This window comes from Paenibacillus xylanilyticus (assembly GCF_009664365.1).
GTDB lineage: Bacteria > Bacillota > Bacilli > Paenibacillales > Paenibacillaceae > Paenibacillus > Paenibacillus xylanilyticus_A.
This window is the reverse complement of record NZ_CP044310.1, coordinates 1,404,190-1,427,489: the sequence shown is the minus strand read 5'-3', so window position 1 is coordinate 1,427,489 and position 23,300 is coordinate 1,404,190. Positions and strand designations below refer to the sequence as shown.

Annotated in this window: 21 protein-coding genes; all 21 read right to left on the bottom strand. The window is 44.6% G+C overall.

Going from position 1 to position 23,300, the window contains the following annotated elements; all coding sequences use genetic code 11:
* Positions 1 to 63: 63 nt before the first annotated feature.
* Positions 64 to 885: a carbohydrate ABC transporter permease gene (locus F4V51_RS06350; RefSeq protein ID WP_153977325.1), complete on the bottom strand. Its 822-nt coding sequence runs from the start codon at positions 883 to 885 to the stop codon at positions 64 to 66.
* Positions 882 to 1,844: a carbohydrate ABC transporter permease gene (locus F4V51_RS06345; protein ID WP_153977324.1), complete on the bottom strand. Its 963-nt coding sequence runs from the start codon at positions 1,842 to 1,844 to the stop codon at positions 882 to 884. The genes F4V51_RS06350 and F4V51_RS06345 overlap by 4 nt, the downstream gene beginning before the upstream one ends.
* 428 nt (positions 1,845 to 2,272) lie before the next feature.
* Complete coding sequence (locus F4V51_RS06340; protein ID WP_127538171.1) at positions 2,273 to 4,090, bottom strand: APC family permease; 1,818 nt, start codon at positions 4,088 to 4,090, stop codon at positions 2,273 to 2,275.
* A 271-nt stretch (positions 4,091 to 4,361) separates the two neighbouring features.
* Positions 4,362 to 6,242 (bottom strand): beta-glucoside-specific PTS transporter subunit IIABC, encoded by a 1,881-nt coding sequence (locus F4V51_RS06335; protein ID WP_153977323.1) that lies wholly within the window; start codon positions 6,240 to 6,242, stop codon positions 4,362 to 4,364.
* A gap of 207 nt (positions 6,243 to 6,449) precedes the next feature.
* Positions 6,450 to 7,280 carry a BglG family transcription antiterminator LicT gene (gene licT, locus F4V51_RS06330; protein WP_127538299.1) on the bottom strand — a complete coding sequence of 277 codons (831 nt, stop codon included), beginning with the start codon at positions 7,278 to 7,280 and terminating at the stop codon, positions 6,450 to 6,452.
* Between the two features lie 366 nt (positions 7,281 to 7,646).
* On the bottom strand, positions 7,647 to 9,086 hold the full coding sequence (locus tag F4V51_RS06325) for a 6-phospho-beta-glucosidase (protein WP_153977322.1): 1,440 nt from the start codon (positions 9,084 to 9,086) through the stop codon (positions 7,647 to 7,649).
* Between the two features lie 299 nt (positions 9,087 to 9,385).
* Positions 9,386 to 10,246 (bottom strand): rhamnulose-1-phosphate aldolase, encoded by an 861-nt coding sequence (rhaD, locus tag F4V51_RS06320; RefSeq protein WP_153977321.1) that lies wholly within the window; start codon positions 10,244 to 10,246, stop codon positions 9,386 to 9,388.
* A 323-nt stretch (positions 10,247 to 10,569) separates the two neighbouring features.
* Entirely contained in the window at positions 10,570 to 11,127 is a 558-nt protein-coding gene (locus tag F4V51_RS06315) for a GNAT family N-acetyltransferase (RefSeq protein ID WP_153977320.1), read from the bottom strand.
* Positions 11,128 to 11,251: 124 nt separating this feature from the next.
* A complete protein-coding gene (locus F4V51_RS06310; protein ID WP_162009905.1) occupies positions 11,252 to 11,941 on the bottom strand; it encodes an MORN repeat-containing protein in 690 nt (229 codons plus the stop codon).
* Between the two features lie 168 nt (positions 11,942 to 12,109).
* Positions 12,110 to 12,397 (bottom strand): hypothetical protein, encoded by a 288-nt coding sequence (locus F4V51_RS06305; protein WP_153977318.1) that lies wholly within the window; start codon positions 12,395 to 12,397, stop codon positions 12,110 to 12,112.
* A 179-nt stretch (positions 12,398 to 12,576) separates the two neighbouring features.
* On the bottom strand, positions 12,577 to 13,065 hold the full coding sequence (locus tag F4V51_RS06300) for a DinB family protein (protein WP_153977317.1): 489 nt from the start codon (positions 13,063 to 13,065) through the stop codon (positions 12,577 to 12,579).
* 44 nt (positions 13,066 to 13,109) lie between these two features.
* A complete protein-coding gene (locus F4V51_RS06295) occupies positions 13,110 to 13,997 on the bottom strand; it encodes a helix-turn-helix domain-containing protein (protein WP_153977316.1) in 888 nt (295 codons plus the stop codon).
* 383 nt (positions 13,998 to 14,380) lie between these two features.
* The gene (locus tag F4V51_RS06290; RefSeq protein WP_153977315.1) at positions 14,381 to 16,192 is read right to left on the bottom strand and encodes an ATP-dependent nuclease; all 1,812 of its coding nucleotides are present in this window, start codon (positions 16,190 to 16,192) and stop codon (positions 14,381 to 14,383) included.
* Positions 16,193 to 16,533: 341 nt separating this feature from the next.
* A complete protein-coding gene (locus F4V51_RS06285; RefSeq protein WP_153977314.1) occupies positions 16,534 to 17,649 on the bottom strand; it encodes a DNA cytosine methyltransferase in 1,116 nt (371 codons plus the stop codon).
* A gap of 259 nt (positions 17,650 to 17,908) precedes the next feature.
* A complete protein-coding gene (groL, locus tag F4V51_RS06280; RefSeq protein WP_095289026.1) occupies positions 17,909 to 19,540 on the bottom strand; it encodes a chaperonin GroEL in 1,632 nt (543 codons plus the stop codon).
* Between the two features lie 71 nt (positions 19,541 to 19,611).
* Complete coding sequence (gene groES, locus F4V51_RS06275; protein WP_153977313.1) at positions 19,612 to 19,893, bottom strand: co-chaperone GroES; 282 nt, start codon at positions 19,891 to 19,893, stop codon at positions 19,612 to 19,614.
* Positions 19,894 to 20,286: 393 nt separating this feature from the next.
* Positions 20,287 to 21,069, bottom strand: a complete 783-nt coding sequence (gene tatC, locus F4V51_RS06270; RefSeq protein ID WP_110821396.1) for a twin-arginine translocase subunit TatC — start codon at positions 21,067 to 21,069, stop codon at positions 20,287 to 20,289.
* 77 nt (positions 21,070 to 21,146) lie between these two features.
* Positions 21,147 to 21,401, bottom strand: a complete 255-nt coding sequence (gene tatA / locus F4V51_RS06265) for a twin-arginine translocase TatA/TatE family subunit (protein WP_153977312.1) — start codon at positions 21,399 to 21,401, stop codon at positions 21,147 to 21,149.
* Between the two features lie 189 nt (positions 21,402 to 21,590).
* Positions 21,591 to 22,076: a MogA/MoaB family molybdenum cofactor biosynthesis protein gene (locus F4V51_RS06260; protein ID WP_095289023.1), complete on the bottom strand. Its 486-nt coding sequence runs from the start codon at positions 22,074 to 22,076 to the stop codon at positions 21,591 to 21,593.
* Positions 22,077 to 22,113: 37 nt separating this feature from the next.
* Positions 22,114 to 22,620, bottom strand: coding sequence for a cyclic pyranopterin monophosphate synthase MoaC (gene moaC, locus F4V51_RS06255; RefSeq protein WP_303621385.1), 507 nt, complete (start codon positions 22,618 to 22,620; stop codon positions 22,114 to 22,116).
* Between the two features lie 15 nt (positions 22,621 to 22,635).
* On the bottom strand, positions 22,636 to 23,259 hold the full coding sequence (locus F4V51_RS06250) for a 5-formyltetrahydrofolate cyclo-ligase (protein WP_153977311.1): 624 nt from the start codon (positions 23,257 to 23,259) through the stop codon (positions 22,636 to 22,638).
* Between the last annotated feature and the right edge of the window lie 41 nt (positions 23,260 to 23,300).

The window sequence follows — 23,300 nt, the reverse complement described above, 5'->3', positions numbered from 1 at the left end:
CCTTATTTATTCGCTCCTGGGTAACAAAACCCGCCATCCTGAATGCACAACATATTTACTTAACTAACCCTTCAGCGCGCCTGCAGCCATACCCCGGACAAGCTGTTTCAACCCAAAAACAAGCAGCAGCAGCGACGGCAGGATAACTAGTGCCGTTCCGGCAAATACCAGGTTCCACGCCGTGGATTCCTGGAACTCCAGCATCGAAATTCCGATCTGTACCGTTCTCATCTCTGGGGTGTTGGTTACAAGCAGTGGCCAGAGATACGAGTTGTACATATTCAGGAATGAATAGATCGCCAGCGTTCCTAATGCAGGACGGGATAGCGGCAGAACATGGGATACAAAATAGCGGATATGTCCGCACCCATCGATCTTTGCCGCCTCAAATAGCTCCTTCGGCAGCTGCATGAAAAACTGTCTTAACAGGAATGTGCCGAATGCCGTGGCCAGAAATGGTACGGTAAGCCCTTGATAGCTATCCAGCCACCCCCAACTGCGGATGGTCAGATAATTGGGAATCATGGTGACTTCCCACGGGATCATCATCGTTGCGACAAACATGCTGAAGACAACGTTCTTCCCTTTAAACTGCATTTTGGCAAAAGCATACGCAGCCATACTCGCTGTTATCAGCTGTCCGAGCATCGTCAGACCTGCAACCAGGAATGTATTTCCGATGAAGGAACCGATGGGAACGATATCAAACACTTCGGTAAAGTTGGATAAATCGATCGACTTCGGAATGATATGCGGCGGATAGGCACTGGCATCCTCAGGCGTCATGACGGCCATGAAAAAGGTGTACAGCACCGGATACAGCACTAACGCCGCACAGATGGTAAGCAACACATACAATAGCGATTTCGTCCACGGTGTCTTCATTGGTAATGCACTTTCCTTTCCACCCACTTGAACTGAATCAGGGTCAGCAGCATAATGACCGCGAAGAGAATGAGTGCCTGTGCACTTCCCGTTCCGAAGCGGAAATTCACGAAGGCTTCCTGATAGATCGAATAGACGAATACATTGGTACTATCCATTGGGCCCCCACGGGTTAATATGTTAATCTGTCCAAACGACTGAAAGGCTCCGATAATCGAAACGACTGTAACAAAAAACAGCGTTGGTGAAAGCAGTGGCATGGAGATTTTGCGAAACGTAACCAGAGGTCCTGCACCATCAATCTTCGCACTTTCATAGATCTCATCCGGGATGCCCTGCAATCCGCTGGACAAGATAATGTAATTGAATCCAAGATTCATCCAGATCGTCATGATGGAAATGGAGACTAGCGCCCAATCCGGACTGGTCAGCCAGGGGATTGGATCGATACCCACCTTGCTAAGCAGATAATTCAACATGCCCAGAGTCGGGTGGAACAGGAACTTCCAGATGACAGCCGATGAACCAACCGATAATACAACAGGCAGAGAGAACACAAACTGGAACAAGCGCATGCCCTTGAAACGATTGTGAGTCAGCGCGGCCAGAATCAGGGCAGCCAGTATGCCGGTTGGCACCGTAAACAGGACAAACAGCAGCGTTACTTTCATGCCCTGTAAGAACAGTCCCGACTGAAACACAGCCTTGAAGTTGTCCAGTCCCACATAAGCCGCGATTTGGCCGGTTGGATCGGTTGAGTGCAAGCTCAGATAAACAGACTTGAACATCGGGTAAAACAGAAACACTGCAAACAAAAGCAGCGATGGTGCCAGGAAACCATAGGCCAGCAGATTCTCCCGCATCCGCTGTACTCGCAGCGAAGCTGTCCGGCGCTCTTTGGTATCGGATACGCGCCGTCTGGCGGCGGGCAAGCTGATCCGGTTGTCAAGCTCACTCATCGGATTTTCTTCCCCCTTGGTCTATGCATTCGGTGTGTGAATGTAACTTAAGCTTCATCAACACCACGTTATCTAGTGTAAAAGTCAAATGTCACAGCAGGATTCACTCAGAATCAACTTCACGTTAATCGTGGATTAGGGACTTTACATATGAACGATCATTCAGATCGACAGGTTGAAGGCTTATAAACGAACGAAAAAAACCGCAGTAATCCCCATTACGGGATATTGCTGCGGTTCGTTGTGTAAACGAAATATAAACAGGTATGCTGTAATATTACCATCCTTTTTTTACAATAATCTACAATACGTCCAAATGAACTTGTCGATTAGTTAAGATCATTGGCTAATTGCGATAGCATGGTAAAGGCAAAGTCATCGGTAGAATTCAGATAAGGCGCGACTGCCCAAAAGGCAGTGGCACAGCTCTATCGATTAAGATGATAAGGTACCGTCGTCACAATCACGTCTTTATAATTAATCAGATAAGCCCGGATCATGAAGCTGGTCTGGTTATGCAGTACATTTTGCCACCAATGCTTGGTGATGAACTGCGGAATCAAAATGGTGATATGGTCGGTCTCGGCCGTTTTCCACTCCACAGTATCGATGAATTTCTTCAGCGGGCCCATAATGCTGCGGTATCTCGATTTGATAACAACCAGTCGCACACCCGGGTTCCATTCCTCCCACTTCTGCTCCATCTTGCGGATGGACTCATCATCGAATCCGATATACAAGGCCACCACATGATCCGACATCGTCTGTGCATAACTGATCGTGTTCATGACCACCCGTGTAATCCCAGCAACCGGAATGACGATCGTATTGCCTTTTTGGGCTGGCTTATCAAGCTTAATATCAATGCGCAGCTCATCTGCGATATTGCAGTAATGGCGGTGAATACGCATAAAGACATATACAACAAGCGGCAAAAAGATAAAGATGACCCACGTTTGCGTGAACTTGGTGAAAATGAAGATCAAAGTGATCGACAGTGTGGTCAGCATACCAATCGTATTCACCAGCAGCTTCATCTGCCAGCCTGACGGCTTCACTTTGATCCAGCGAATCATCATGCCGAGCTGCGACAGGGTGAATGGGATAAACACACCCACCGCGTAGAGCGGGATCAGGCTTTCCGTATTTCCTTTGAATCCAACAACAAGCAAGGCAGACATGACACTCAGAAAAATAATCCCGTTCGAGAAGCCCAGCCGGTCTCCCCTAACCATAAACATATGAGGCATATATTTGTCCTTGGCCATCATGAAGGACAGCAGTGGGAATGCGGAATACGCCGTATTTGCTGCCAGGAACAAGATGAGTGCCGTTACACCTTGAATGATAAAATACATCCACCCTCTGCCGAAGGTTGCTTCGGCAATCTGTGATATCACCGTAGCATGGGGATCCGGCTTCACTCCGTAACCGAAGGCGAGCAAGGTGATCCCGATAAACATAACCCCGAGAATGCATCCCATGAGCATCAGCGTGCCAGCTGCATTTTTTTCGGCAGGCTGCTTGAAGTTCGGGATGGCATTACTAACGGCCTCCACACCGGTTAGAGCAGAGCAGCCGGAGCTGAATGCCTTCAGCAGCAGAAATATACTCACATGCGACAGACTTGTTCCGAATTCAGGCGCGGCTGCTTCCATGCCGCCTGTCAGAAACTTAATGCCGCCCGATATAATCAAAACCGCAATTGAAAAGATAAACAGGTAGATCGGAATGGCCAGTACGGAAGCCGATTCCGTAACCCCCCGCAAATTCATAATCGTCAGAAAAACAATCATTATTAGTGCAATCACTACGCTGTAATCATGAAGCACCGGAAAAGCCGATGTAATGGCATCCGTCCCTGCAGATGAACTTACAGCAACCGTTAGAATATAATCGACCAGCAGAGATCCTCCAGCAATTAGGCTGGATGTTGTCCCCAGATTATCCTTGGCTACGATATACGCACCGCCACCTGTAGGATAAGCAAATATCGTCTGACGGTAGGAAAAAATTAAAATGACGAGTAATCCGAGTACGGCGATGGAAATGGGCACAGAATACCACAAGGCGGCAAATCCGGCCGCTACGAGCACCAGCAAAATCTGTTCCGTTCCATAGGCTACAGAGGATAGCGCATCGGAGGACAGGATGGCGAGTGCCTTCCATTTCCCCAACTTTTCTGCATCCAGTTCAGCCGATTTCATCGGTCTGCCGATTAAGATTCTCTTCATTTTGCCAAGCATGATCATTACTTCCTTCCATCTCTCATCTGTGAAGCATTGTTATTATGCAAAATCCAAAGCTCCCTGACAATACGTCATTTCACCCGAAAATCGCCAGCGTGTGATAATGCATCCTACGATTCAATAATGGATAACAAAGCGGTTCTTTATCAGTGTTTTGAATTTTTTTGAACCAAAATGACGTTTGTTAGCCGAAAAATAAGAAATGGCCCTCGGTTCATTGAACCAAAGGCCATTCATTTTTAGAAGGTAAATGCATGTATTGATGAAGTTACTTTGTACCGTAAAGGCTCAGCAGCGAATCTTGGGCATTAACCTCTCCCTCTGCTTTTAGCGGCTGCACTTGCTGGTAATTAGCAGAGTTCGTCACAATAATCGGCGTTACCGTAGCATATCCGGCAGCCTTGATCTGGGCAATATCGAACTCTAGCAGCAGATCTCCAGCATTCACCCGATCGCCTTCCTTGATATGCGAGACAAAATGCTGCCCATCCAATTTGACGGTGTCCACACCAACATGAACTAATATTTCCGCACCACTGTCGGATACGACAGCCAGTGCGTGTTTTTTCTTGAAGGCCACCGTAACCGTACCATCAAACGGAGCTACCACTCTTCCTACACTTGGCTCAATGGCAATCCCCTGCCCCATAGCACCGGACGAAAAAGCCGGGTCCGGAACTTCCGTCAGATTAACGATTTTGCCCTGGATCGGGCTGAGCACCAGTTGGTCTGCTGCCTGCGTCGAAGGTTCCAATTGAGCGGCTTTCTCGGCTGTAGCGCCCTTGTTCTCTTCTTCACTCACCGGATCTTCGAAGCCCATAATATACGTTAATACGGCCGATACGATAAAGGAAACAACAATTCCGATAATTAATCCCGGGAAACCTTGACCGCCTGGGCCATAGAAGATCGGCAGGGTCAGCAACCCCGGCGCACCAGATGCGAAAGCTTGCGTCCCCGCTTGCCCGATAATCGCGCCTCCGATCGCACCTCCGATAAGACCTGCGATAAATGGGCGTTTCAGCGGAAGCGTAACCCCATAGATCGCCGGTTCAGTGATCCCGAACAAAGCCGTCAGCGTGGAGGACCCTGCAAGGGTTCTCAGCTTTTTGTTCTTCGTTTTAAGCATGACCCCAAATGCAGCTCCCGTCTGAGCGAATACTGAAGCTGTTGCAGCAGGCTTAATGCCATCACGGCCGTGAACCGCGACATTGTTGATGAAGATTGGCACCAGGCCCCAGTGCACCCCGAAAATGACGAACAGTTGCCAGCCCGCACCCATAACGGCTCCCGCAAGCAAAGGACTGAAGCCAAATGCGGCAACCAGAGCTGATGCGATGGCATTACCTATGTATACACCGAATGGTCCAAATGCAATTAGCGTCAGCGGAACCATGATGACTAAGAGCAATAGAGGCGTAATGAAGTTTTTGACACTCTGGTGGATCACTTTACTGAACCATTTCTCCAACAAACTCATCACGATAACCGATATGATGATGGGAATAACAGTCGATGAATAACTCATCATAATTACCGGAATGCCAAAGAAATCAGTTTGTGTACCTTCATTTTTCAGCGTAATAATGGTCGGATATATTAATGCGCCCGCAATGGTCAGCGCAACGAAAACATTCCCCTGGAATTTCCGCGCAGTTGTAACCGCTAACAGCATCGGCAGGAAGTAAAACAGACTATCTGCAGCAGCATAAAGGATAATATAGGTTGTGTCCGTTGTTTCAAGCCATCCTGCATTGCTGGCGATCAGCAGAAGTCCCTTCAAAATCCCGGCTCCCGCCATGACACCCAAAAGTGGAGCAAAGATGCTTGAAATCACGTCGATAATGCCGCCAAGACCTTTGACGGATTTCCCCGTTTTTTCCTTGGTTGAGGAATCATCCAAAATGTTGCTCACTTTTCCGATAGCACTGTAAACCTCGGGTACCGTATTGCCAACGACAACCTGGAACTGTCCACCGTTCTCCTTTACGGCAATGATACCATCCAATTTTTCCAACTTGCTCTTATCGGCTTTGGCGTCGTCTTTTAATACAAACCGCAAGCGTGTTGCGCAATGCACCAGAGAAACGACATTTTTCTCCCCACCGACCAGCTGAACGATATCTTTGGCCAGCTTTTCATGACTCATATTCTGCACCCCCATGTTTATTGACGACAGGTCTTTGATTTTTTGCACGCAAAAAACCTAAGCCTTGAAGAAAGGTGCACAAACGATGCATCCTTTTCATGGCTTAGGTTTTGCCTGCATAACCAGTAACAATCCCAGTTAAATCATATGTTTTTCCTGTTAATCACATAATATAATTATAAAACCATTTTTGTCAACATTTATTTATTAACGATTAACTACTCTTTCAATATGCACCGTCAGATACAGTTTTTCCTCGTTCGTCAGGTCGTGATCGTATTCCTTTTTGACAAACATTTGGATTTTTTCCGTGCAGGCCGCTGCTTCTTGATGCTTCTCTTTAATCATGTCGTAGATATGGTCATAGTTGTTGTTATAATGCGTTCCATTTAATACTCGCTGCGAGAAGAACTTCAGATGGGTGATGAACCGAAAATAGCTAAGGGATTCCTCGTCAAATTCCATCTTGAAATGATATTTCGCAATGTTGATGATTTGCTGAATGAATTTGGTCATGTTCATCGTGGTCACAACTTCTTCATTCATTTCTGCATTCACGATATGCAGCGCGATGAAGGCAGCCTCATCTTCGGGAAGCTCGTATCCAAGCCTGGATTTGATCTGTTCCAGCGTGTTCAATCCTAGAATAAATTCAGACTTATAGAGCTGTTTAATCTCCCATAACATCACATTTTTAATATCGACACCCTCGCGATAGCGTTCGATTGCAAAATGAATATGATCCGTCAAGGAGACGTAAATATTTTCATTCAGGCTTCTCCCCATGTTATCCTTAGCGTGGGTGATGACCTCCTCGACAATTTCGATCAGTTCGATCGGAACTTCACGCAGCAGCATTTTGAAATTATCAGAAGTCTGCTTATTCTTAAGGGCAAATACCTTCTGGATGCGGGTCTCGTCTACTTTATCTCCCGGTTTCTTCTTGAAGGCAATTCCTCGTCCCATCACGACAAGCTCAGCCCCGTCTGTCTGATATGTGCTGATTACATTGTTGTTAATGACCTTGGCTATTTTCACTTCCATCCCCCATTCACGATCCACTCGTAACTACAACCTATCGCATTTTGGAGATGCAAAAAAAACCTGAAGCAGTACAAAACGGAAAAACGTCCTGAAACGTTATTCTCGGAAGACGGACAGCTTTTTGCCTAAGGCAATTAACGCCCTTGAGAGCGTAACTACCCGGTACGAACGACAAATAAACCGACGCCTAATTTTGCATGCTTAGGTTTTGCCTACATGATATGTAGTAACAATCCCAAAACGATATAATTGCGTAAAGTATATCGCGAACTCACAGATATGTCAACGCTTTCACAGGAACCCTGTTACTCCGAAGATCCACCAGCCGAGGTGAACCTTCGGAATGAATAAGGTATTGTCTTACGCCTCCAAATCCGTACCTCCGGATGCAATGACTTTCTTATACCAATGAAAACTTTTTTTCTTGATTCGCTTCAAATCACCATGTCCTGTGTTGTCGCGATCTACGTAAATATAACCGTAGCGCTTTTTCATCTCGCCAGACGATGCGCTCACGATATCGATTGGCCCCCAGCTAGTGTAACCGATAATTTCAACGCCATCCTGCAGCGCTTCACCCATCTCGGCAACATGCCGCTTCAGGTAATCAATGCGATAGTCATCGTGAATTTCTCCGTTTGGCGCAACTTCGTCGTTGGCCCCAAGACCATTTTCGACCACGAAGAGTGGTTTTTGATAGCGATCATGCAGTTGATTGGCCGTTATGCGGAATCCCTTCGGATCGATCGTCCATCCCCAATCGGATTTCTCCAAATAAGGATTGGCGACTGATCCGAATACATTACCGCTGGTCATGTTCTTGACCACTTCCGGATCAGTACTTGTTGTTCGGCTGGAATAATAGCTAAATCCGATATAATCTACGGTATGATCTCTCAGAATGTCCGCATCCCCCGGTTCCATCACGATGTTCAGACCATGATCCTTAAAGAAGCGTTTCGCATACCCGGGATATGCCCCCCGCGACTGCACGTCGATGAAGAAATAAGACTCCCGGTCCTTCTCCATACCCTGGAACACATCGTCTGGATTGCAGGTATACGGATAGAAGCTGCCCGCTGCAAGCATACAGCCAATCATGGCCCCAGGAATGATCTCATGGCAGGCCTTAACGGCTAATGCGCTTGCGACCAACTGATGGTGAGCTGCTTGATACTGAATTTCTTTTATATTATCTCCTTCCTTGAAAGCCAAGCCCGCACCCAGAAACGGCAAATGCAACAGCATGTTGATTTCGTTGAATGTCATCCAGTATTTAACCTTATCCTTGTAACGTGTAAATACGGTTTTGGCATAGGTTTCGAACAAATTCACCAGCTTGCGGTTTCTCCAGCTCCCGTACTTCTCAATCAGGTTGACTGGTACATCGAAGTGGGCAAGTGTTACAACCGGTTCAATTCCGTGCTTCAGCATTTCATCAAAAAGATTGTCGTAAAACCGCAGCCCAGCTTCGTTTGCCGCCGACTCTTCCCCACTCGGAAAAATACGTGCCCATGCAATGGAAACCCGGAGTGCCTTGAATCCCATTTCAGCAAATAGCGCGATATCCTCCGGATAACGGTGGTAAAAATCAATTGCTTCATGTGAAGGATAAAATTCTCCGTCCTGTGGCTTAAATCCCTGTACGTTCCCCTTCATGATGCTTCTGCGATTCTCTCCGGAAGGCAGGAGGTCCACGATGCTTAGTCCTTTGCCATCCTCCAGGTAAGCCCCTTCGGCCTGATTGGCGGCAATGGCACCACCCCACAAAAAGTTTTCAGGAAATTTGAAATTGCCCATAACGAACTCTCCTTTCATCTGCATTAAGTAATGTACAACCACCTCTCCGATTCAGGGCAACAAAAAAACCCGAACCAGCCTGTCTACACACGTAGCGTAAACAAGCCAGCTCAGGTTATGCCCATATCGGTAACATTCCCAGAATGCATTATGCGGTTTTATAGAACTTTACCAAGATTTAGGACGGTTGTCAATTGCATTAATTTAGATGTTCTCCTAATGCTTTTCTCTTCAATTAGAAGCTTCTTAGGTATTTCCTGAGAGCCGTCCTTTCCATGTGCATCGCAATCTCTTTTGGTCTATCCGCTAATTTTTGTTGAATTCAGTATACCTGCACGCGGGGTAACCCCGAAGGCCTGGGCCAACGTGGTCAGCTGTTCATCCGTAATTCGCTGCTGAATCTCATGGCCCGCAACCAACATGTAAACCTGAGCTGCTTTCTCAATCGTCTCAATGAGACCGAAGGCCTCATCGATGGTTGTTCCGGTCCCGAAGATCCCGTGCTGTGGCCAGATGACCGCTTGAACTTCCTTCATTTTCTCCGCCGTCTCACGGCCGATCTCATTCGATCCAGGTATCATCCACGGGATGATGCCAACGCCGTCCGGGAAAACGACCACGCATTCTGTACACATCTGCCATAGGGTTTTCGTGAATTTCACTTCATCCAGTTCGTGGATAAACGTCATCGCCAGCACGTTAGTCGCATGGTTATGCATGACCACCCGGTGGTTCGGGTCCACTTTCAGACGCTCAATATGGCTCATAAAATGCGTTGGCAGCTCACTCGTTGGATTCGCCCCATTCTTCAATCCCCAGAGCACTTCCAGTTCTTCTCCATCATTCGAGACACGCAGCAAGCCCAGATTGCTCTCCGGATCCGCAAGTACATTTTTGAAATATTTGCCCGATGCGGTTACGATCACATATTTGCCTGCCAGTTCATGGACCGAAAACGCGGGTTTAATCCGCCTTATAACCTGATGAACATCAATGTATCTTGCCACTTCTTCTTCTTCCAGCAGATAACTGACATTCCCTCCGTTCCGCTCATCCCAACCATTTTTCCACATATGCTGCGTAATCTCCGCCATCTCACGGATAAAGGGAATATTCCATCCCGGTGCTTGCGTCGCTTCGTTTCTAAGGGTCACGTTCATGATCATTCTCTCCTTGTTTGGAAAATGTCGATACCATTCACGTACAAAGTAAGTTCCTTTTTTCACATTCATTATACCTTTGTTTATCTTTACTAGTCAATAAAAAACCACATTTAATCTTTATTTATTTTTGTTTATATTTGATTTAATCGATTATAAAACTACAACAAAAAAATACCCTGCCGGATTCCGGCAGGGCTAGTCACACATCTATCTAACACGAGAAGGGGTTTACAAGAAATATCTTACCCCCTCTACCTTAATAGAAGCTGAAAATCGCATAAAAAAACAATGAAAAACGGAACGTCGCCATTTAGGTACAACTACTTCATGTCTGTTTCCGACAATAAGTAAGACGGATGCATCTGGCCTGTCGGCTCGTAGAATTCATCTTTTTTATAAGTAAACCCCAACTTCTGCAGCAGCCGTTTGGATACGCCATTCTCTGGATGATGTCCTGCGAAGAGTGCATGAACACCCAATTGCTCAAATGCATAGCGGATAACGGCCTTCCCTGCTTCGAGTGCATACCCTTTCCCCCAGTGATCTCTGGTCAGATGCACACCAAATTCATAGATTTTCTCCTCTGGTGCATAAGGACGTAATCCGCAGCACCCTACGAACACACCTGTTTCCTTATCAAAAAGCGGCCAGTACTGCACCTCCATCTCCCGCTGCCGTTCCATTTCCTGCGCGAGTCTGGCTTCGATCTCATCCTCGCTCATGAACCCCTTGCTGCTAACCCACTTCGTCACCTCGGGATCTCCCCAGAGTGCAGAAGCCAAAGGTCGGTCCTCCTCGCTCCAGGTGGAGAATTGAAGACGTTCCGTTTCCAGAAATGTTTCTCTGCTTTTCACGCCTGTTTTATTGGTTCGATCCATATTCCTACCCCTCCTGCTTCTATGCATGCTTCTACGAATGACTCTACTATAAATTACTCGTATAGCTTCCCTCATAAACAGAACGATGTAATATGGTAGATTAAAACACCTAGTATCATAGTATCTATAGTTTCATAGCTAGCTTCTCAAAATGATCAATATAAGGTTTTATTTCTTTTTCAATATTCTTAATAAAAGAACTGAACTGCTTTTGGCTATATTCATCTCCAACACCAACGTCTCTAAACACTTTTCCTTTCTGATATGTAAAAGAGAAGAAATACCCTTTCTTTAAACCATTCAGTATATCCCCTGCTTCTCCTAATATTTTGAGACTCATTTTTGAATCTTTGTAAGCAAAATAATATGGGGGATCATATTCTCCATGTCGAACATCGTATCCTGAGATCCACTGATCTTTGTTAAACGTCCCGGTTTTTATTTGATCCTCCCTCATCTCACCTGTTAAAGAGGTTTCTGTAATACGCAGTTCTCCCTTCCCCTCTTTTTTATCATTCGACCAATACCCATCATATACAAGGTTTGTAAGACTATCTTCACCACGTGTAACAACTTTATAGGTACCCTTTCCCGAACGTTTGCCATCTACCCAGTTTCCTTTATAGGTTTTGCTCTTCCCCCAGGTCATCACACCGTACCCATTTGGTTTTCCATTTTTGGTCTCCCCAAAATAAGTGATCCCGTTACCATACTCTAATGTAGTCCTTAGAGCATCCGCATGAATCGATTGAGAAGAAAGTAGCAAGGACACCCCCAATGCCACTCCAAGAACACGAATGGAGATTTTTCTCAAATTTATCCTTCCCTTCGTACGCATAAGAAAATCATTACTTATGCCATCTTAATTTATAAAACCCGCTATAATAATATCACTATGAATCCAGATGTTTCTATACAATAATAAGAAAAGCCCCTGTCGACATCTTGTCCGACAAGGGCTTATCAAAGCATGCTGCGTTCATTAGAAATCAGATGTTGCGATTTGGATCGTACCAGTCGAAGCACCTGCAACCGTAGTTAACAAGGCAGCAACGAGCAGCAAATGAACCGACAACGTGAGGCTGTTACCTGCAGGAATCGAATACGTGATCACGGGTGCATCGACACGAGTTACAACCAGATCTACCGGAGCAGGTCCAAAGTTGTTCACCGTGATGCTGGCATTAGTACCTCCAAACAGATTTTCGTAATACGATTTCCCTACGCCAGCAGCCAAGTTGTAAAACTGTTGTGGTAAAAGGATGGCCATTGAAATCACCTCCTTTTGCTTTGATACGGTATTCTATGTTTGAAATCTAGCATTGTAACGGTAAATTGACCGTGGAACTACGTCCATTTTGATAGAATTCATAGTTTATATAGGCTACTAACACAAAAAAAGCCCCAAAGGGATCGACACAAGATGTGTCCGCCTTCAGGGCCTCATGATTATGCATATAACATGAAAAAGTTTAACTCATGTCCTTGTTGCTTGAGATAGTTGTACAACTGGGAACGATGATGGAACACATGGGTTACCGTCTCAATTTGCCATTTCACCTGTACATGTCCATGCTCCATATAAAAGGCAGTGGTAGACCGATTCAACAGGTCCTCTTCACTCAGTGATACGATGTACGCTTTGTATGTTTCAAAATTGCGCCACAGGACCGCTTCAAGCTGTTCAATATCCTCGATACCAGATAGACTATTCTCTATTGTTCCAACTTCCGCTTCACTTTTCTCCTGCATGATGGCAAGGTCAGATGCCGTAATCTGAATCCAGTGGTGAACCAGCTCCACCAGTGAACGCATGTTTTCCTGAGGGCGATAAGCCCAGTCTTTCGGACGAATTAGGCGAATCAGAGAAGCTCCGGTCCTTACGCCTGTCTCCAACTCATCCAACAAATGATCCCGAATTTGCATTGTTCCATTCATAGGTTAATCCCCTTTATTTTAAAATCTCACATGTCCAGTATAGACTATAGCTCGCCTGATCTATTGTACAATTCGGACAACATGCGGCGATGCTCGCTCGCAGCGGTCAGCGGAGTTTCTCCATAAAACTTGCGAAATTGCCGAATCAGATGGGCCTGATCGAAGAATCCATGATTCTGAGCCAGTGCCGACCAGTCCATACGATGCCCCTGATGGATATCTCTCAGAACACAGTGAAATCGAACGACCTCGCTAAACCGTTTGGGGCTGATTCCCACCCATTCACCGAACTTGCGATGCAGCTGCCGCTCACTGACAACCTCACAGCTGGCCAGCTCTTTCACACTCATCTGCCCACCATGAACAAAGATCCGGTGCATCGCATTCTTCATCAAATCTTTCTCATATGTACTTCCATCCCCAGATAATAGGCACAAATACGTCTCCATGACCTGCACCCTTTCTTCAAAATGCTTGGTCCCAGCCATTCGTTCGCGAAGCTCGTCGATGTTAGCTGGCCAACATTCCTCCAAGGGGACGCGCCTGTCCGTAAAGGATTCTAGTGGCAAACCGTGAAAGTGACGTGCCCCACCGGGGAAAAATCGAACACCAAAGGTATAGTCTGCAGGCGGGTTGATCTCTACACTCACCGGAATGGCAAACGGCTCTGTATAATTGCCACAGTAGGCAAAAGAATGCTGCTGAAGAACAGCATCATATGTTATCAGGATATCCGTACAACCATCAGGTAATACTCTACCGGGCACACTCTCTAAAGGATTATAACCAGTATAAGAAGTAGTCCCCGATTCCCAGAAGCAAGCGATATAGGCTGTCATCGGGTAAGACGGTGGTTGTTCTATGTAATAGGTGTGTACATCGGTCCCATTCATCTGGATTGGCCTGAACAACGGGTGCAGCCTGGCGTCCACTGATAACTCCCCTCCAAAACCTAAGGATAACTAACTATTTCAATCACTCTACTATTTTCTCTATCATATCATCTCAAGGATAATTCAGGAAAAAAAGTGCCCTACCGGAGGACAATCCGATAGGGCCATTCACACATCTATTTAACACGAGAAGGGGCTTACAAGATCGATATTACCTTCATTACCTTAAATGAATCTGAAATTGAGATGAAAGGTAGTTCAAATTTTAGATTAAGTTAACTGCAACCATGAATTCTTGCTCCCTATATTCTAGTTTAACAGCACATAGAATAATCTAGTTTTTTAATATATAAAATATTTCATAGAGATATGCACACAGAAACAGCTTTGCAAGAACAGATTTAAACTTTGCTTAAATCTTATTATTGATTTATAACAGGAACACTGACGTTAATTTTGTTTATTTCATCCAGAATTTTAAATAAAATATTAATTATTTCTTGCCTTTCTTTCGATTCTTTGTCAATCCAATTATTTATTAACAGGTCCTCAAGAGCATTAACGTTTGAAGAGTTCCCAAAAATATGATTTGATGTTTCATAAATTTTTTGTTTAGCATTTTTTCCTTTAATTGAACTCTTCCAAACTGTTTTATCCTTAATAAGATGTGAGATGTGGTTTTCATCCCAAATAATTTCATCTGGTATGTTTAATGGAAGGTAAAAAACATTATTGTTATAAAAGTTTATATATTTCTTTTGGAGATCTACTAACTGATCTGTTCTGCCCCCGGTCATTGAATTACCATCAACCTCAAAAGAGACTTTCCCTCCTGCAAAACCTTCTATCATTTTACTTAAAAACTCAGTACTTTCTGCTTCATGCAAAGTGAGATTTGCTACCCTCTTTACGGCCAAATTCGGTTTTTGATCACCATCAAAAATGACAAAATGTTGATTCGGAAACTCACTAGAGTATAACTTAATATAACTATTTTTTATAACACTAGCGCCACCAGGTGCAAAAAAAACATCCAAATTTCTAAATTTATCTCTACCTATATGATCTATCACTTTCTGAACTAACTTTTGCGCAAGTCGATCTTCAACTTGAATACGATAACTTAACGAGTACGTATCACCAAGTCTATAAAATGCTTCATTATACCAGCACTCATCCTGCACCTTTATTTTGTTATTACTGACTTGTTGATAGAACAATTTGATTGCTTCTTTTGGTAAGTTCTCGACAAAGTTTGAAGAATGGGTAGAAATAACGATTTGATGTTTCTTCTCTAAAGATAATTTTAGAAGTAAAATTTTTAATCTTTTCTGTGCTCCAGGATGGAGTGAAACTTCTGGTTCATCTAGTAATATCAAACTTCCATTTGGAGCTTTAAGTAATTCATGAACTAATTTAACAATAGCTATTTCACCACTGCCTGCGTGAGCTTCTGAATATTTAAATCCTTCTCTTTCAAGTACAACAGATGTTCCCCAATTTCCAAATAACTTGTGTCTTGCGATTCTTCCAGAATTATATTTTCTCCCTAATATATAGGAGATCAAATTTAATTCAGTTTTTGTTAAATTAACAATTCCCTTGTTTTGTTCTTTTGCACCGGATGTGTAGATTTTATTTTCATCAAAAACCCTTTTAAGCATAGCTGATTGATTTCTTAAATAGTCTTGTTTGGTTTTTGAGGCTAAATATTCTTTTAATTCTCCAAAATAAAAAAATTGGTCAAACGCACTTAGTTCTGATCGAAAATCTAGATACAGCACTTCCTTTTCAATAGGTCCATATCTATCTATTACTTTCATGTTGTACCGCTTAATAGGTCTGCTCGTTTCCCAGTAATCAGGATTCTTTTTTCTTTTCGCTCTAGTTTTTAGCACTTCTTTTAGTTCATTACCATCGTAGAAACCATAAAAAAAACAGTGACGGTTCTCTCCAAATTCCTCAATTGGATCAACACTTGTTGAAAACCAGAATTCTCCCGGAGACTTACCTTTTGGCGCACCATATAATGCTTGCAGCAATGAACTTTTCCCTGCCCCATTTTCGCCCACAAACACTGTTAGAGGGAAAGAGAAGTTTATTTCAGTATCTTGCTCCAGATTTTTAAAGAAAGGAAATTTTATGTACTTTATAAAATTTTTAAAGGCCCCTCCTTCGAATGCCTTTATGTTTTTTTCAATTAGACTTATATCATCTGTATCAAATATCTCCATGTATGAACACTCCCTTTTACTCACTTTCTTAAATTAAAGTATAAATACTAATTTGCGAATACTTCTCTAGAAAATCAATTGACAACATACTATTACAAATTCCAGGAAATTATTTCTAATTTTAATTAAATTATCTTTATGTAACAGAAATAAATTTAATGAGAGCAACATTGCTGTATAACTAATAAATAACCTAGTTAGCACTAAGGCGCACGCTTTTCTGGCACTAGCGTTGCGCCAATTCAACTACGATTAGCTCAATCTTAATACTGATAATCGAGTATCCAATTTAAGAGCTAATCATCCCTCTTCAAATATTTTAATTCAAATACATTTGTTTGTTATTTACTAACTACACTCTTAATTTTGTGAATTTTAGTTACAGAGGTTATTTCCTTTTTTAATACCCTTTTATTCTTGTCTAAGAGTGTCTCAATAATATTTTTTCCGATTGCTTCTGCAAGAAGAGGCGGAACAGCATTTCCAATCTGACGCCTTACTTCACTTCGATTTCCATAAAATCTAAACCAATCTGGAAACCCTTGTAGACGAGCTGCCTCTCTAGGCGTAATTGACCGATTCTCAAATGGATGACCATATCTTCCACGAGTAAAACTATCGAAACCTCCAGTTATTGTTGGAGCATAACCATCCCATTTCAAACGACCATACACATCTGTCCAGCCACCTTTAGATGTATCTGCATTTTGATGGCATTTTAAGCGTAAATCCCAAGGAATATCTCTCCAACTTCCTCCTTGTGGTACGTACGAAAATCTTTCTATATTTCTTTGGGTGATATTTGATCTATAATGGTTAGCATAGTCTGGATGTTCTTTTTTTGAATCAATAGGTGGTTCAGGCAAACCTTCTAACACTTCACCTACTGTTTTCCATTTAGTAACAGTAGGCTGTGGGATTTGAAAAGAACCTTCAATATCCCTACGCTTTCCTATTATAATAAATCTCTCTCGAGTTTGAGATAATCCATAATCAGCAGAATTATAAAAATGGGGATATAATATATAGTCTGTTAGTTCCTCTTCAATAGCTTCAATAAATACTTTTCCCCGTTTGTGTCCCAACATTGATACATTCTCAAGCAAAAAAAATTTAGGGTTCAATTCTCTAACAAGTCTTGCATATTCTAATACTAATCGATTACGTTCATCACCTAGATGAGCCCCTTTTTTTTGTTTAGAAAAACCCTGACACGGTGGCCCACCAGCAAAAAGGTCTAGCTCTCCAACCATGATGCCTGCACGCTCCATTAAAGCTGTGCCTGACAATTTTGTTACATCTTCAACAAAACAATTATTAGAAAGATTACTCTTATAGGTTAAAACAGCTTCTAGCTGTGAATCAAAAGCAGCACCAATCTTGAAACCTGCATTGTGTAATCCTAACCCTAGTCCACCTGCCCCACAGAATGACTCTATACAAATAAATTCCTTCATGCTGAACCTCCATTATGATAACTACTATTTAATATATCACATTTCACCGAAGGTAAATTATGTTCATAAAACGGTTAATTAGAGTTTTAAGTGAGTATAGTAGCATTTTTAACTTAATTGGATTAAGGATTGTTATACTACTTCTTTGTTCATTAAATATTATATATATATTTATTTGTACTTAAAAGACCTCTCAGAATATTCTGAAAGGTCCTTTAACCTGTTTTATCACTTTAGATTGTTTTGAGAATCAATGACCTTACATCATGCCGCCCATTCCACCCATGCCGCCCATATCAGGAGCGCCAGCAGCGCCTGCAGGTTCTGGCTTGTCAGCGATAACCGCTTCAGTAGTCAAGAACATTGCTGCTACGGAAGCAGCGTTTTGCAGAGCAGAACGAGTTACTTTCGCAGGGTCAACGATACCTGCTTCGATCATGTTAACCCACTCGCCAGTAGCTGCGTTGTAACCTACGCCTACTTGCTCTTTTTTCAGACGTTCCACGATGACGGAACCTTCTTCGCCAGCGTTAGCTGCGATTGTGCGGATTGGTGATTCCAGTGCTTTCAGCACGATGTTCACACCTGTTTGCTCGTCACCGGACAGAGCTACACCAGCAACCGCTTGATATACGTTCAGGAGCGCAGTACCACCACCGGATACGATACCTTCTTCAACCGCAGCGCGAGTTGCGTTCAGGGCATCTTCGATACGCAGTTTGCGTTCTTTCAATTCTGTTTCAGTAGCCGCACCGACTTTGATTACCGCTACGCCGCCGGACAATTTAGCCAGACGCTCTTGCAGTTTCTCTTTGTCGAACTCGGAAGTTGTTTCTTCCAGTTGTGTACGGATTTGGCTAACACGAGCATCGATATCGGATTTGTTACCAGCACCGTCAACGATGATTGTGTTTTCTTTAGTTACACGAATTTGGCGAGCTGTACCCAGTTGTTCCACAACAGCGGATTTCAGGTCCAGACCCAGTTCTTCCGTGATCACTTGGCCACCAGTGAGGGCAGCGATATCTTGCAGCATTGCTTTACGACGGTCACCAAAGCCAGGAGCTTTAACCGCTACAGCGTTGAATGTACCACGCAGTTTGTTCACAACCAGCATCGCCAGTGCTTCGCCTTCGATATCTTCAGCGATCAATACGAGCGGTTTGCCTTGTTGTACGATTTTCTCAAGCAATGGCAGAATGTCCTGTGTGCTGGAGATTTTTTTATCTGTGATCAGGATGTACGGGTTGTCCAGAACAGCTTCCATTTTGTCCGTATCCGTGATCATGTATGGAGAGATGTAACCGCGGTCGAATTGCATACCTTCAACCACTTCCAGCTCCGTTGCGAATCCACGGGATTCTTCAACAGTGATTACGCCGTCTTTGCCCACTTTTTCCATAGCTTCAGCGATCAGTTCGCCTACTTCTTCGTCAGCTGCAGAGATTGCAGCAACTTGAGCGATGGATTGTTTGCCTTCTACCGGTTTGGAGATGGATTGAAGTTCAGCAACCGCAGCTTTAACCGCTTTGTCGATCCCTTTACGGATACCGATTGGGCTAGCGCCTGCAGTTACGTTTTTCAGACCTTCTGTGATCAGTGCTTGAGCAAGTACAGTCGCTGTTGTAGTACCGTCACCAGCAACATCGTTTGTTTTGGTTGCTACTTCTTTAACCAGTTGTGCACCCATGTTCTCGAATGCATCTTCCAGTTCGATTTCTTTAGCGATGGTTACACCGTCATTCGTGATGAGCGGGCTTCCGAATTTTTTCTCCAAAACCACGTTACGGCCTTTAGGACCGAGCGTTACTTTTACTGCGTTAGCCAATGCATCCACACCGCGAAGCATGGAGCGACGAGCATCTTCACTAAATTTAATGTCTTTAGCCATGGTAAGAAAACCTCCCTAGTATATTGTAAAATGATCTTGCTATATGGTTCGGTTAACCGATTAAATTTGAATTAGTCGAGAATCGCGTGGATATCGCTCTCTTTCATAATCAAATATTCTTTACCTTCGAATTTGATTTCTGTTCCGGCATATTTGGAGAAGATTACGCGATCTCCTTCTTTCACTTCCAGAGCTACACGTACGCCGTCTTTCAGTGCACCCGCTCCAACGGCAATAATTCTGCCCTCTTGCGGTTTTTCTTTAGCAGAGTCCGGAAGTACGATCCCGAAAGAAGTTGTTTGCTCTTGCTCCAGTGGTTCTACCAATACGCGTTCACCTAAAGGTCTGATCATGAAAAATAGCCTCCTTTTGAAATTATATAACGTTGCATTGTAGGTTGTAGCCATATGTATTAGCACTCGACAGTGTTTAGTGCTAACAACCAACTTTATGATACTCAACTTGAAGCATGATTTCAAGTCCTTTTGAAGAATTCGTGCGAGAATTTACGCTGCATTAACATCAGGACATCAAAATGGTGTGTTCAGCACTGCACCTCTTGTTGCGTAACCCTCTTACCGAGTCACCAATTAGCTGTAACCGAATCACTAAACAGCCCTTCACCATTGTATCCATTGCTGGCCAAAATATGCCTGCCTGTCCCAGAACGTAGATTTCTCCGCAATTCTTTATACCGCGCATACTCTAATTGAAAGGTGCAAGAACAAGAGCACAGGAAGGTTCACTTAACCTGCGCTCTGCTCATTGTTGGCACGTACATATCTCGCCTCTGCCGCTTCATCGGCCGCAAGCTGCTTGCGGTATACGATGGCCGACAGAAACACACTGATCTCATATAACAGGAGTAACGGAATCATAACAAGCAGATCGGAGATGAAATCCGGCGGCGTCACCACAACTGCGATAAAGATCAGGACAAAATAAGCCACTCGCCGCATCTTTCGCAGACGGATTGGATTCAATATCCGAAGCCCTGTCAGAAACATGATGAGCAGCGGAAGCTCGAATAACAGCGATACCGGCAGCACAATTCCAAACAGGAAACTGAAATACTGTTTCATTCCATAGGTCTCCACAAGCCCCATCTTCTCCGTAATCGTGGAGGTGAAAGCGAGTGCCATCGGAAATACAACATAGTATGCAAAGGCCAGTCCAACGAGAAATAACAGAAATACATAAGGTACATACTTTAGCGTCGCTTTCCGTTCACGGGGCCGCAAGCCTGGACTTACAAACTTCCAGATCTGAAACACCGTAAAAGGCAGCGTAATAATCAATGAAAACAGACCGGCAATCTTCATATAGATCCCTATTCCATCCCAGAAGGAGAAGGCATGCAGCACAAACCCCTGAGCCGATTCTGCCTTCGTCAAATAGCGGTACACCGGATCTGCTACGAAGAATCCTGCCACCAGGCCCAGCACAAAAACGCTTAACACATAGATCAGCCGCTTGCGCAGCTCACTCAAATGTTCCGTAATGGTCATTTCTTCATTCTGCTGCGTCATTCCTGCCCTCCATTATTGCCAGCTTAAAATACAAAACCCTTCCGGCAGGAAGGGATTTCTCATTCATTGCCGTCAGGTTACTCCGGCAGACGCTTGTCTACAGGCTTGGAAGCGGGCTCAGGCTCACTGTCCACTGCCAGCGGCTTGGATTTCTCCTGCTCTTTGCGATTGGATGAATCATCCTCAGAGATGATTTCACGTGCGCCCTCTTTGAATTCACGGAAAGTACGTCCAACAGCACGTCCCAGTTCCGGGAGCTTGTTAGGTCCAAACAACAATAAAGCGATCACGGCCAGCAAAATAAAACCTGTTGGTCCAATGGAACTTAACATTGATATTCCTCCTCGTCTCAAGCTTCGAAGATGCGTACACTTGGCCCTACACTCATAGATGCCTCTGCTGTAATTTACAATTAAGCCCATCATACCACAGATGTAACCACTTACATAACCCGCAAAATAAACTAAGGAGTACAAAAAGAAACGATTTTTAACTCTACATCTTTCCGGGTTGATTGCCCGTTATTGCTTAAATTGCCCTGTAACCATCAGGAGCGCTTCGGGAAGCTGATCCATAATCGCAGCCAGATGCTCATGCACACCCTTCGGTGTACCCGGCAAATTGACAATCAACGTACGTCCGCGAATCCCGCACACGCCCCGGAACAGCATGGCGGAACGATTTTTGCTCATCACGCTGTATCTCATCGCTTCTGCCATTCCCGGAACTTCACGTTCAATGACCCGACGCGTGGCCTCCGGTGTAATATCACGAATCGCCAGCTCCGTACCTCCGGTCGTTAGTACAAGGTCTGCATGAAAATAGTCTGTCATCTCAATCAAGGCCGCAATAATCTCATCGGGTTCATCCGGAACGATGCGGTATTCCACGATCTCCCCACCCAGTTCTTCTTCCACTAGCTCCCGGATTACTTGTGCACTCGTATCCTCACGTTCCCCGCGGGCCCCTTTGTCGCTGGCTGTCAGGATTGCTGTTCTCCACACCATAAAGATCACCCTTCTCCTCTATGAAAATAAATGTCCCTTATCGGTTGAAATCACCGTTTTTGCCACCACTTTTGGATTGCAGCATCGTTGGTCCGATAATCATGTCTTTTTGCAATGCTTTGCACATGTCATAGATCGTCAGTGCCGCTGCTGAAGCCGCCGTGAGCGCCTCCATCTCGACACCGGTTTTGCCTTCTGTTTTGACCGTGACCTGAATTGATAGTTCGTCCAGTCCGTTGTCCTCGAAACGAATATCCACACCATTCAGTGCCAGCGGATGGCACATCGGAATCCAGTCTGACGTTTTCTTCGCGCCTTGGATTCCTGCGATTTGAGCCACGGCGAGCACATCGCCCTTTCCGATCCGACCCTCCCGAATGGCTTCCAGTGTGGAGGGATTCATCGTCACCTTGGATACGGCCACTGCCGTACGCACCGTTACCTCTTTGCCCGAAATATCCACCATACGGGCACGTCCCTGCTCGTTAAAATGTGTCAGCTTGCCTTCGCTCGAATCCGATCCATTCCTTGCATTGGAGTTCAATACCATCACAACCCTTTATTCGATATGTAGTATACCTTCGGTTGTCATCAACAGATCCATACGCAGATCAAACGGGTCCATCGGAATGTCATCCTGCAGTTGTCCCGGCAAGACGAGTGCAGCGAGAAGCGGCCTTTTCCCTGCCTTGAAGCACTCTGCTTCAAGCTGCTCGGCAAATCGGTCATAATAACCGCCGCCATAACCAATTCGTCCGCCGTGAAGATCGTATCCAAGGCCGGGTACAATGACGAGATCGATATTGGGCCATTCCTTTCGCTGAAGCACCTCGCAGGTGTCTTTGGGCTCAGGGATCCCCCATACGCCAGGCTCAATATCGTGCTCTCCGGCCACCCTCCTTAATTCCATACGGGCCGGATTGGCTAGTACTTTCGGTGCAAACATTCTGTCGCCATGCTTCCAACCATCCTCAAACAGAAAGGTCGTCGATGCTTCGCTTCTATAAGACAAGTAGCTGAAAATCGTCAACCTCTGCTTGTCCTGCCGAAGTCGCTGCAGCTCCTGTTTAGCCACAAGACTAACTTCACTCATGGCGTGCTCCCGAATTGCTTCATCCATCAGATCACGACTCTTCATCAGTCTGGAACGAAGCTGGCTTTTGGGTTCCGTCCGGTCCTGCATGTTCCTGGATAACCTCCTGTTGATGTGGAAGGTAGTAAAAA

Bases quoted from the DNA above. Each gene is read 5' to 3' on its own strand.
- groL (WP_095289026.1), bottom strand. From the start codon at position 19,540: ATGGCTAAAGACATTAAATTTAGTGAAGATGCTCGTCGCTCCATGCTT.
- F4V51_RS06250 (WP_153977311.1), bottom strand. From the start codon at position 23,259: ATGCAGGACCGGACGGAACCCAAAAGCCAGCTTCGTTCCAGACTGATG.
- rhaD (WP_153977321.1), bottom strand. From the start codon at position 10,246: ATGAACGTGACCCTTAGAAACGAAGCGACGCAAGCACCGGGATGGAAT.
- F4V51_RS06345 (WP_153977324.1), bottom strand. From the start codon at position 1,844: ATGAGTGAGCTTGACAACCGGATCAGCTTGCCCGCCGCCAGACGGCGC.
- F4V51_RS06290 (WP_153977315.1), bottom strand. From the start codon at position 16,192: ATGGAGATATTTGATACAGATGATATAAGTCTAATTGAAAAAAACATA.
- F4V51_RS06340 (WP_127538171.1), bottom strand. From the start codon at position 4,090: ATGCTTGGCAAAATGAAGAGAATCTTAATCGGCAGACCGATGAAATCG.
- F4V51_RS06350 (WP_153977325.1), bottom strand. From the start codon at position 885: ATGAAGACACCGTGGACGAAATCGCTATTGTATGTGTTGCTTACCATC.
- tatC (WP_110821396.1), bottom strand. From the start codon at position 21,069: ATGACGCAGCAGAATGAAGAAATGACCATTACGGAACATTTGAGTGAG.
- groES (WP_153977313.1), bottom strand. From the start codon at position 19,893: ATGATCAGACCTTTAGGTGAACGCGTATTGGTAGAACCACTGGAGCAA.
- tatA (WP_153977312.1), bottom strand. From the start codon at position 21,401: ATGTTAAGTTCCATTGGACCAACAGGTTTTATTTTGCTGGCCGTGATC.
- F4V51_RS06335 (WP_153977323.1), bottom strand. From the start codon at position 6,242: ATGAGTCATGAAAAGCTGGCCAAAGATATCGTTCAGCTGGTCGGTGGG.
- F4V51_RS06300 (WP_153977317.1), bottom strand. From the start codon at position 13,065: ATGAATGGAACAATGCAAATTCGGGATCATTTGTTGGATGAGTTGGAG.
- F4V51_RS06260 (WP_095289023.1), bottom strand. From the start codon at position 22,076: ATGGTGTGGAGAACAGCAATCCTGACAGCCAGCGACAAAGGGGCCCGC.
- F4V51_RS06285 (WP_153977314.1), bottom strand. From the start codon at position 17,649: ATGAAGGAATTTATTTGTATAGAGTCATTCTGTGGGGCAGGTGGACTA.
- F4V51_RS06315 (WP_153977320.1), bottom strand. From the start codon at position 11,127: ATGGATCGAACCAATAAAACAGGCGTGAAAAGCAGAGAAACATTTCTG.
- F4V51_RS06305 (WP_153977318.1), bottom strand. From the start codon at position 12,397: ATGGCCATCCTTTTACCACAACAGTTTTACAACTTGGCTGCTGGCGTA.
- F4V51_RS06325 (WP_153977322.1), bottom strand. From the start codon at position 9,086: ATGGGCAATTTCAAATTTCCTGAAAACTTTTTGTGGGGTGGTGCCATT.